This is a genomic window from Methylobacterium bullatum, assembly GCF_014845095.1.
In the GTDB taxonomy this organism is placed as follows: Bacteria; Pseudomonadota; Alphaproteobacteria; order Rhizobiales; family Beijerinckiaceae; genus Methylobacterium; species Methylobacterium bullatum.
The window spans coordinates 1-8947 of sequence record NZ_NKUG01000180.1 but is presented as its reverse complement, the minus strand read 5'-3'; the positions used below and the strand labels follow the sequence as shown (position 1 = coordinate 8947).

8 protein-coding genes are annotated in these 8947 nt (G+C 68.7%); 6 read left to right on the top strand and 2 right to left on the bottom strand.

The genetic code is table 11. The features are described 5' to 3' along the window. Positions 1-435, bottom strand: a 435-nt coding sequence (locus MBTS_RS20950; protein ID WP_192216395.1) for a LysR family transcriptional regulator, incomplete at its 3' end; no start/stop codon positions are given. A 348-nt stretch (positions 436-783) separates the two neighbouring features. On the opposite strand from MBTS_RS20950, the gene MBTS_RS20945 reads away from it, so the two are divergent. Genes MBTS_RS20945 through MBTS_RS20930 form a run of 4 tightly spaced genes read left to right on the top strand, consistent with a single transcriptional unit; the run spans position 784 to position 4190 of the window. Continuing rightward, the gene (locus tag MBTS_RS20945; RefSeq protein WP_192216394.1) at positions 784-1731 is read left to right on the top strand and encodes an ABC transporter substrate-binding protein; all 948 of its coding nucleotides are present in this window, start codon (positions 784-786) and stop codon (positions 1729-1731) included. Further along, entirely contained in the window at positions 1728-2573 is an 846-nt protein-coding gene (locus tag MBTS_RS20940; protein WP_192216393.1) for an ABC transporter permease, read from the top strand. The genes MBTS_RS20945 and MBTS_RS20940 overlap by 4 nt, the downstream gene beginning before the upstream one ends. Continuing rightward, positions 2566-3345 (top strand): ABC transporter ATP-binding protein, encoded by a 780-nt coding sequence (locus tag MBTS_RS20935; protein ID WP_192216392.1) that lies wholly within the window; start codon positions 2566-2568, stop codon positions 3343-3345. Before MBTS_RS20940 ends, MBTS_RS20935 begins: the two co-directional genes overlap by 8 nt. Beyond that, positions 3342-4190, top strand: a complete 849-nt coding sequence (locus MBTS_RS20930; RefSeq protein ID WP_210322904.1) for an alpha/beta hydrolase — start codon at positions 3342-3344, stop codon at positions 4188-4190. The genes MBTS_RS20935 and MBTS_RS20930 overlap by 4 nt, the downstream gene beginning before the upstream one ends. Here the strand turns inward: MBTS_RS20930 and MBTS_RS20925 are convergent. Continuing rightward, positions 4187-5083, bottom strand: coding sequence for a DUF6925 family protein (locus MBTS_RS20925; RefSeq protein WP_192216391.1), 897 nt, complete (start codon positions 5081-5083; stop codon positions 4187-4189). The genes MBTS_RS20930 and MBTS_RS20925 overlap by 4 nt on opposite strands. A 170-nt stretch (positions 5084-5253) precedes the next feature. On the opposite strand from MBTS_RS20925, the gene MBTS_RS20920 reads away from it, so the two are divergent. Together MBTS_RS20920 and MBTS_RS20915 are read left to right on the top strand one after the other, a co-directional pair. Then, entirely contained in the window at positions 5254-6081 is an 828-nt protein-coding gene (locus MBTS_RS20920; protein ID WP_147833259.1) for an FAD binding domain-containing protein, read from the top strand. Then, positions 6078-8837: a molybdopterin-dependent oxidoreductase gene (locus MBTS_RS20915; RefSeq protein ID WP_147833260.1), complete on the top strand. Its 2760-nt coding sequence runs from the start codon at positions 6078-6080 to the stop codon at positions 8835-8837. The genes MBTS_RS20920 and MBTS_RS20915 overlap by 4 nt, the downstream gene beginning before the upstream one ends. The last annotated feature ends 110 nt before the right edge of the window (positions 8838-8947 follow it).

Sequence of the window (8947 nt, the reverse complement as noted above, 5' to 3'; positions counted from 1 at the left end):
GGCGAGATCGGCCTCGAAGGAGACGAGGGCCGCCACCGCCTGGGCATGGTCGCGCACCTGGACCGTGAACGAGACGAGAGGATACCGCGCGCGATAGGCCCGGACCTCGTCCGGCACGATCTGGTTCACGAAGGCCTGGCTGCAGGCGAGCGCCACATGGCCGCGCCGCACGCCGGACAGGTCGGCGATCTGCGAGCGGACGCGCTCCATGTCCGCGACCTGATCCCGGATATGGCGCACCAGCAACTCGCCGGCCGCGTTGAGCCGCATGCCCTGCGCCAGCCGCTCGAAGATCGGCGTGCCGAGCTCGTATTCGAGATCCTGGATCTGCCGCGTGAGCGCCGAGGGGGCGATGTTCAGGGCCTCCGCCGCCCGGCGGATCGAGCCGCGCCGGGCCACCTCGGAGACGTAGGTGAGGGTTCGCAAATGCTTCATGGCGCCTGTTTGATCAGGGTTCTCAGCCGCGACTCGCGCTCAAGTCGATGGTCCCATCAGACCACCTCATCCTGAGGTGCCCGCGTCAGCGGGCCTCGAAGGAGGCCTCCAGATGCCGCAGCGATCCCTGGAGGGCTCCTTCGAGGCCGCTCCGCGGCACCTCAGGATGAGGTTCAGGCCTGGGATAAACTACTCAAACATGCTCGCGGCGGACGATCACTAAGACGCGGTCACCAACTACTCCGCGTGTTGCGATTTTCGCAACACCATAGTCGATAACCAGCACTCGTTTGCAACAGCCTCCCGATATACCCTGTCCGGGTTCACATCATGTCGGAGCCGGCTCAGATGATTCGTCGTCGCACCTTCCTCGCCGGCCTCGGCGCCGGCGCCCTCGTCGGGCCATCGGCCCTGCGGGCGGAGACGCCCACCGTGATCCGAATGGGATCGCTGAAGCTGATCCATTCCATCGCGCCGTATTTCTACGCCCAGTTCGCGCCGCCCGGCGTCACCGTGGAGGTGATCCCGTTCGAGAGCCCCACCGAGTGCAAGAACGCGGTGGTGACGAAATCGGTGGATTTCGGGACGTTCGGCATCGCCGCCGGCACCCTGGGCGCGGCGGCCGGCGAGCCCATCGTGGTCATCGCCTCCACCTGCAATCGCGGCATGGCCATCATCGCCAAGACAGGGTCGGGCATCGAGAAGGTCGCCGACCTCAAGGGCAAGCGCGTGGCGATCTGGCCCGGCTCGACCCAGGAGGTCTTCGCTCTGGAACGGATGCGGATGGAGGGCGTGAGCGTGAAGGACATCACGCCGGTGCGCATCTCCTTCAGCGAGATGCACATCGCCCTCGCGCGGGGCGACGTCGACGCCTATGTCGGCGCCGAACCGGCCCCCGGCGTCAGCCTCTCCACGGGAATCGGTACACTCGTCGAGTATCCCTACGGCACCGAGATGGGCTCCCTGAACATGGTGTTCGGCGCCCATCGCGACACGCTCGCCGAGCGGCCCGACGTGGTGAAGACCATGCTGGAGATCCACCGCAAGGGCTCGGATTTCGCGCAAGCCAACCGCGACGCCACCGTGGCGATGGCGGTGCAGAAGCTCGGCCAGAAGCGGGAGGCGATCGAGCTCTCCGTGCCGAACGTCGAGTTCAAGTGGAAGCTCGGAGAGACTGAAGTCAAACAGGCCAAGGCCTATTCCGAGCACATGCTGGCCGCCCGGCAGATCAAGCGCCTGCCCGACTTCTCCACTTTCATCGACACCCGCTTCGTCGATGCGATGAGGGATTCGTGAGCGCGCCGGCCGTTTCCGCCCCTGTGGTGGCAGAGCAGGCGCCGCGCCGCGCGTTGCCGAGCCTCGCGCGCCTGCGTCAGCCCCTCCTCGCCCTCGCGCTTCCGGTGGCCATGGGCATCGCCTGGCATTGGCTCACGGTGGGCAAGCCCTACAGCCTGATCCCGCCGCCCGCGGAAGTCTGGACGGCGATGGTGGATCTCGCCATCGGCGGACTGGAGGGCGACGCTTTCAGCGGCACGCTGCTCACGCATCTCGTCGCCTCGCTCACCCGCGTCTTCGGCGGGTTCGGTCTCGCGGCCCTGGCGGCGGTGCCCCTCGGCCTGCTCATCGGCCGGGTGCCGCTCATGCGTCAGATCCTCGACCCGACCCTGCAGATCCTGCGCCCGGTGCCGGTCACCGCCTGGCTTCCGCTGGCTATGATCCTGTTCGGCCTCGGCCCGCGCTCGGCCTATTTCCTCGTCTTCCTCGGCGCATTCTACCCGATCCTGGTCAACACCATCTTCGGGGTCCGCTCGGTGGAGCCGCGCCTGTTCGAGGCCGCCGCCATGCTCGGTTGCCGGGGGTCGGCGCAGTTCGCCCGCGTGGTGCTGCCGGCGGCCCTGCCGTCGATCTTCACGGGGTTGCGCCTCGGCCTCGGCTTCGCCTGGGTGGTGATCGTCGTCGGCGAGATGACCGGCGTTCCCACCGGCCTGGGCGCCATCATCATGGAGGCGCGGCAACTTTCGCGCACCGACATCGTCATCTGCGGAATGATCGTCATCGGCGTCGCCGGCTTCGTCTGCGACCGGGCCGTGATGCTGGTCGGCCAGCGCCTTCTTGCCTGGAGCCCCTCCCATGGCTGAGCCCACCGTGCCGATCCTCGACATCCGCGGCGTGTCGAAATCCTTCGCCGTCCAGGGCCGCACGGTCCAGGCGCTCAGCGGGGCCAACCTCACCGTGGCCAAGGGCGAGTTCATCTGCCTGCTCGGCGCCTCGGGCTGCGGCAAGTCCACCCTGCTGCGCATCGTGGCCGGTTTCGAGACGGCGACCGCCGGCGAGGCTCTGATGTGGGGCAAGCCCATCGAAGGCCCCGGCCCGAGCCGGGGCATGGTGTTTCAGGATTATGGCCTGTTCCCCTGGCTCACCGTGCGGGACAATATCGGCTTCGGCCCGAAATCGCGCGGTCGGCCGGCGGCGGAAATCCGCGACACGGTGGAGCGCTATCTCGCCCTCGTCGGGCTGCAGCGCTTCGCCGACGCCCATCCGCACCAGCTCTCCGGCGGCATGAAGCAGCGGGTCGCCATCGCGCGGGTTCTGGCGAACGACGCCGAAATCGTCCTCATGGACGAGCCTTTCGGGGCGCTCGACGCCATGACCCGCGAGCGGCTGCAGGACGAGCTCCTCGACCTGTGGAGCCGCACCGGGTTGACGGTGCTGTTCGTGACCCACGCCATCGAGGAGGCGATCTTCCTCGCCGACCGGGTGGTGGTCATGTCCCCGAGCCCCGGCCGGATCGACGCGATCCACACCATCGACCTCGCCCGCCGCCGCGACCTGTCGAGCCCGGCCTTCAACGACGTGCGCCGGATGCTGTCGGCCCAGCTCCACAGCCACCACGCCCCCGTGGCCGCATGAGCGGACCGACGCCGCCCTCCGGTGACTGGCGCCGGATGGACCGGAAGACCCTGACCCGCGCCTACGACAATACCGGCGCCGTCGCCGACAGCGCCGCCCGACTGTCCGGCTGGCGGACCCGGAGCGCCGCGTTTCGCGCGCTCCACCCCCACGCGCTCGACCTTCCCTATGGGCCGGCCGAGCGAAACCGGATCGACCTGTTCCGGAGCGGGGCGGAGGATGCGCCGCTCCTCGTCTTCATCCATGGCGGCTATTGGATCAGGAATACGCGCCAGGATTTCGCCTGCATGGCCGAAGGACCGTTGCATCACGGTCTCGATGTGGGATTGGTGGGATATACCCTGGCACCGGAGGCCAGCCTCACCGAGATCGCCGCCGAGATCCGGGCGGCGCTGGTGTTCCTGCGCGGTCTGGAGGAGGGGAGGGGGCGCCGTCGCCTCGTCGTCTCCGGCTGGTCGGCCGGCGGGCATCTCGCGGCCCTCGCCATGGCGTGGCCCGAGGTCGATGCGGGCCTGGCCATCAGCGGCGTGTTCGATCTGGAGCCGATCCGGCACACCGAACTCGACGACCGCCTGCACCTGACCGATGCGGAAATCGAAGCCCTCTCGCCGATCCGGCAGGTGACGCATTCGGATAAGCCCCTCGCCATCGTGTGCGGATCGAACGAATTGCCCGAATTGCGGCGGCATTCCGCTGATTACGACGACGCGTGGCGGTGCGCCGGCAACGCCTCGATCGTCGCCGAACTGCCCGGTCACGACCATTTCTCGATCCTCGACGAGTTGATCCGCCCCGACGGCGCACTGACCGCCCTCGCCGTGAAGCTCGCCGGGACGAGTCCCTAGCCCTCGCTGCGCAGGCACGCTTCCTGTGCCTCGGCCGCCCGCCGCGCACTCCTGGCGAACCGTCCGACCACGGCCTCCCCACGGATCGCCGCGTGCTTCGCCGCGACCAGGTCCGGGTCGCCCCAGCGCGCGAGCAGCGCCTGGAAAGCCTCGTGACGCGCGCGCTGAAAGGAAATTCTTCTACCCGCACCATCCCTGCACGGGTGCGGTGGATGAATCGCACCGCAGGGTACCCAGCCGGAGGGGATCGGCGCCGTGGCGGGGTGGGTCCGTCCCAGACGCAGGATGTGCGGCAGGATGTGCGTCCGCGGACCGACAGAGCCGGAGTTGGGATCGGCCCGGATCGGAGTGAACACCTCGATCCGCCCGATCCGGGTGACGAAGACGCGATGAGGGCCGGCCGCGACGAGCTGTGCCGCGATCGTATTGTCGGGACTGAAGATTTCCCGCCCGGCTCGGCTGCGGAGGAGATCGATGAGGGCGGGGTCGCCGGTCCGGATGCAGACATCCACGGCCAGCAGGTTCAGGCCCAGATCGAACAGGATATGGTCGCGATGCGCGATCCCGGCGGCCTCGCGATCCGGCCCGAGTTCGGTGACGACGGACCGTCGTCCCATGGCGCAGGCATCGCGCGGCAGGCACAGGGCCAGGGCATGGTTCCAGCCGAAGGCGAACCCGGTCTCATAGGCCACGGGACGAACCAGGGCGGCGGGGTCTAGGGCGATGGCCCCCCGCGCCGTGACGAAACCCATCCGGGCATCGGCCAAGGGCATCGCCACCTCCTCCGGCTCGCGGAGAAAGCTCGCGACGGCGCCGAAACTGCCGAGGCTCCATGTCGTCAACGGGTCGCCGAGGGCGCTCGCCAGAAGACTCGCGACGGCTTCATGCTCCATCGCCGCAGCTTAGCGGGGCGGACCGAAGCGCGCGAGATGCGATTCCGGGCGGCACTGATTTTGCTCCTCTGACTTTGCCCCAAGCACGGGTGCCCTCGCTTCGCCCGCGAGCTTCCCATCACCCTCTCGACCGGGCAATCTCGCCGCGTGCTCGACCCTGGATTCCAACGATGGACCTGAACTCGATCGGCTCCGTCGCCGTGCCGCGGAACCGCTCCGACCTCTCCGGGTGGCGGGACGGCGATGCCTGGCTGGCCGGAGGGACGTGGCTGTTCTCCGAGCCTCAGCCGCGCCTGCGCCGCCTCGTCGATCTCTCGAGCCTCGGCTGGCAGGCTCATGAGGTGAGCGAACGGGGCCTTTCGCTCGCCGCGACCTGTACCATCGCCGAGCTGTTCCGGCTCGATCTGCCCGCATCGTGGAGCGCCGCTCCCCTCTTCGCGCAATGCTGCCGGGCGCTGCTCGGATCCTTCAAGATCTGGAATATGGCCACCGTCGGCGGCAACGTCTGCCTCGCCCTGCCGGCCGCGCCGATGATCGCGCTCGCCACCGCCCTGGAGGGAACCTGCCTGGTCTGGACACCGGAGGGAGCCGAGCGCGAGGTCGCCATCACCGATCTCGTCCTCGGATCGCAATGCACGTCGCTGGCACCCGGCGAAATCCTGCGGCGCATCGATCTTCCCCTGGCCGCGCTGAAGCGCCGGACCACCTTCCGCCAGGTTTCCCTGAGCCCCAACGGACGCTCCGGCGCCCTGCTGATCGGCACCCTGGATTCCAACGGCGCCTTCGCGCTCACGATCACGGCCTCCACGCGCCGCCCGCTGCGCCTGATGTTCCCGACGCTCCCCGATGCGGCGGTCCTGGCCATCTCGATCACCGAGGCGGTTCCGGTGGCCCTGTATCATGACGACGTTCACGGCACGCCGGATTGGCGCAGGCACATGACCTTCACCCTCGCCGAAGAGATCCGGCGCGCGTTCGAGAACGAGGGCCGCGCATGATCCTGCACGTCAACGGACACGAGCAGGATGTGTCCCCACGTCCGGGCCAATGCCTGCGCACGATGCTGCGCGAGCTCGGCTGGTTCGGGGTGAAGAAGGGCTGCGATGCGGGGGATTGCGGCGCCTGCACGGTGCATCTCGACGGGGAGCCGGTGCATAGCTGCCTGCTGCCCGCCTTCCGTGCCGAGGGGCGCAGCGTCACCACCATCGAAGGCCTCGGCGGCCCCTGTCGGCCGGGGGAGGGGGGCACGCAGCCACTTCATCCCATGCAGGCGGCCTTTCTCGGCGCCCAGGGTTACCAGTGCGGGTTCTGCACCCCCGGCATGATCATGACCGCAGCGGCTCTGGACCAGGGGCAGATCGGCGATCTCGCCACCGCCCTGAAGGGTAATCTGTGTCGCTGTACCGGCTACGGCGCCATCGCCGACGCCGTGGCGGGCATAGCGCGCGTGGAACGGCCGGAGGATGGGCGCGGCGACCCGTGCGGGCGCAGCATCCCGGCCCCTGCCGGGCCTCGGATCGTCTCGGGCAGTACAGCCTTCACCTTCGATCTGGCCGTACCGGACCTGCTTCATCTCAAGGTCTTGCGCTCGCCTCATGCCCATGCCCGCATCCTGCGGGTCGACCGGGCGGGAGCTCTGGCCGTGCCGGGTGTGGTGGCGGTCTTCACCCACGACGATGCTCCCGCCGGACGGTTCTCCACCGGGCGGCACGAGAATCCCCTCGACGACGCCCCGGATACGCGGGTGCTCGATCCGATCCTGCGCTTCGTCGGTCAGCGGGTGGCGGCGGTGGTGGCGACGAGCGAAGCTGCGGCCGAGGCCGGATGCGCGGCGCTGACCGTGGATTACGAGATCCGCGTCGCGGTGTTCGATCCGGACGAGGCCCTGCGGCCGGGCTCGCCTTTGGTTCATGACGGCGCCGACCAGCCCGGCGAGGATGCGCCGCCGCGCCTCTCCCATCCCAACCTCGCCGCCGAGGTGCATGGAGAGGTCGGCGACGTCGCGACGGGGTTTGCCGAGGCTGACCTCGTCCACGAGGCGGCCTACGATTCCCAGCGGGTCCAGCACGCCCATCTCGAGACCCACGGGGCCGTCGGCTGGCGCGACGAGGACGGACGCCTCGTCATCCGATCCAGCACGCAGACACCGTTCCTCACCCGCGACGCTCTGGCGAACCTGTTCGGCCTGGAGCGGGATGCCGTGCGCGTGCTCTGCGGCCGGGTCGGCGGCGGCTTCGGCGGCAAGCAGGAGATGCTCACCGAGGATCTGGTGGCCTTGGCGGTGCTCGCCACCGGTCGCCCGGTGAAGTGGGAAATGACCCGGCAGGAGCAGTTCACCGCCACCACCACCCGCCATCCGATGCGGGTGACGGTCAAGATCGGCGCCCGCCAGGACGGCACCCTGACGGCCATCGCACTGCATGTGGTCTCCAACACCGGCGCCTATGGCAACCATGCCGGCGGCGTCATCCATCACGGCTGCAACGAGGTGATCGGCGTCTATCGCTGTCCCAACAAACGCGTCGACGGCTACGCGATCTACACGCACACCCTGCCGAGCGGTGCCTTCCGGGGTTACGGCCTGAGCCAGACCATCTTCGCGATGGAATCGGCCATGGACGAAGTGGCGCGCGGCCTCGGGCTGGATCCGTTCGAGATGCGCCGCCGCAACGTCGTGCGCCCGGGCGACCCGATGGTATCGAACAGCCTCGAACCCCATGACGTGCAGTACGGAAGCTACGGGCTCGACCAGTGCCTCGATCTCGTCTCATCCGCCATGGACGAACTCGGACCCGCCGAGATTCCGTCCGGTGACTGGCTCGTCGGCAAGGGCATGGCGATGGCGATGATCGACACGATCCCGCCGCGCGGGCATTTCGCCGATGCGCGGATCGCGCTTCAAATCGATGGACACTACCACCTCGATGTCGGCACCGCCGAGTTCGGCAACGGAACGACCACCGTCCTTGCCCAGATTGCTGCCTCGGCGCTCGGTACGAGCCCTGAGCGCATCACCCTGCGCCACGGCGATACCGACCGCGTCGGCCACGATACCGGGGCCTATGGATCCACCGGCATCGTGGTGGCCGGACAGGCGACGTTGAAGGCCGCCCTCGCCTTAGGCCAGGCCCTTCGCGAGGTCGCCGCCGAGAGGGGAGGGGGGGCGCCCTCCGAATGCCGCCCGCACCGAGATGGCGTCTCGACTCCCAACGGCGAGATCGATTTCGCCGAACTCGTTTCGAGCGGTCCAATCGAGCGCGCCGCGAAGGCCGATGGCTCGCCGCGTTCCGTCGCCTTCAACGTTCAGGGGTTCCGGGTCGCTGTCCATCGGTCGAGCGGGGAGGTGCGCATCCTCGACAGCGTACATGCCGCCGATGCCGGCCGCGTTCTCAACCCCATGCAGTGCCGCGGCCAGGTCGAGGGCGGTGTCGTGCAGGCGATCGGTGCGGCGCTGTACGAGGCAATGCGGATCGACGGAGAGGGTCGCGTCGTCACACAGACCTTCCGCAACTATCATATCCCCGCCTTCGCGGACGTGCCGCGCACCCGCGTCCTGTTTGCGGACACCTATGACGGCATCGGTCCGCTCGGCGCCAAATCGATGAGTGAGAGCCCGTTCAACCCCGTCGCGCCAGCGCTCGCCAACGCCATCCGCGATGCCACGGGAGCGAGGCTCACCGCGACTCCCTTCGCGCCGGACCGCATCTACCTCGCGGTAATGGAGGCGGCACGGCATCGGGACGGGTCGGTGTGATCCAGGCCTGCCGCCGGGATTGCGCGTCAGTGACTAAGAGCGCCTAACAGAACGGCACCGAACGTTGCTTTCAGCGTTGGTTTGGCATGGCCAGACCGCTTCTCCCCGAT

Bases quoted from the DNA above. Each gene is read 5' to 3' on its own strand.
- MBTS_RS20945 (WP_192216394.1), top strand. From the start codon at position 784: ATGATTCGTCGTCGCACCTTCCTCGCCGGCCTCGGCGCCGGCGCCCTC.
- MBTS_RS20935 (WP_192216392.1), top strand. From the start codon at position 2,566: ATGGCTGAGCCCACCGTGCCGATCCTCGACATCCGCGGCGTGTCGAAA.
- MBTS_RS20930 (WP_210322904.1), top strand. From the start codon at position 3,342: ATGAGCGGACCGACGCCGCCCTCCGGTGACTGGCGCCGGATGGACCGG.
- MBTS_RS20925 (WP_192216391.1), bottom strand. From the start codon at position 5,083: ATGGAGCATGAAGCCGTCGCGAGTCTTCTGGCGAGCGCCCTCGGCGAC.
- MBTS_RS20920 (WP_147833259.1), top strand. From the start codon at position 5,254: ATGGACCTGAACTCGATCGGCTCCGTCGCCGTGCCGCGGAACCGCTCC.
- MBTS_RS20915 (WP_147833260.1), top strand. From the start codon at position 6,078: ATGATCCTGCACGTCAACGGACACGAGCAGGATGTGTCCCCACGTCCG.